This is a genomic window from Streptomyces sp. 8L (genome assembly GCF_020176795.1).
GTDB lineage: Bacteria > Actinomycetota > Actinomycetes > Streptomycetales > Streptomycetaceae > Streptomyces.
The window spans coordinates 1-826 of record NZ_JAIUKE010000109.1 but is presented as its reverse complement, the minus strand read 5'-3'; the positions used below and the strand labels follow the sequence as shown (position 1 = coordinate 826).

General features: G+C 82.2%; 1 protein-coding gene. It reads left to right on the top strand.

Features of this window, described 5'->3' with window-relative positions:
* The coding region (locus tag LCE31_RS11275; protein WP_225014048.1) for a DUF4097 family beta strand repeat-containing protein at positions 1-826 on the top strand (826 nt) is incomplete at both ends.

Here is an 826-nt window from a genome sequence, read left to right as displayed (position 1 = left end):
GCATGAGACGGCTCCACGGAACAGGCGCGGCAGTCGGCGGGCTCTGCGCGGCGCTGGCGGTGACGCTGACGGGATGCGGCGGGGGCGGCGGGCCCGCGGTGGCCCGGCCGGGGCACGGGGACGCGCGGGCGCCGGGCGCCTCGGTCGCTCCCTCCGTACCGGGCGGCTCCCCGTCGCCCGCGCCATCGGACCGGCTCGTCGTCAGGACCGCCAACGGGGTGCGGCTGAGGCCCGCGGCCGACGGCAGGACGAGTGTGCACGGCGCGGCCGACGGCCACTGGTCGCACCACGACGGCGTATGGGTGCTCGATCTGACGTGTCCCGGCAGCGGGCCCTGCGCGCGGACGCCGACCGTCGAGGTGCCCGCCGGTCTGCCGGTGACGGTCGCCGCGCGCGACGCGGGCATCGACGTGGCGGGGCTGACCGGCAGTCTGAGCCTGTCGACGGTCAACGGCGATGTGACGGGCACGGGCGTCGGGGCCTCCGGCGCGTCGGTCGCGCTCGCCACCCGCAACGGCTCGGTGCGCGCCACGGGCCTGGCGGCGGCGAGCCTGACCGCGTCCACCGTCAACGGCGACGTGGTGCTCGGCTGCGCACACGCGCCCGGCTCGGTGAACGCGGCGACGACCAACGGCTCCGTCGATCTGACCGTGCCACGCGGGGCGGCCCCCGGGGCCGGGGGGGCCCCCCCCCCCCCCCGGGGGGGGCCGGGGGGCCGGGCCCCCCCGGGGCCGGGCGGGGGGGGGCGGGCGGCCGGGGGGGCGCGCCGGCCGGCGGGCGCGTCCCGGCGGCCCCCCGCCGCGGGGGGGGGGGGGGCCGGCGGCGG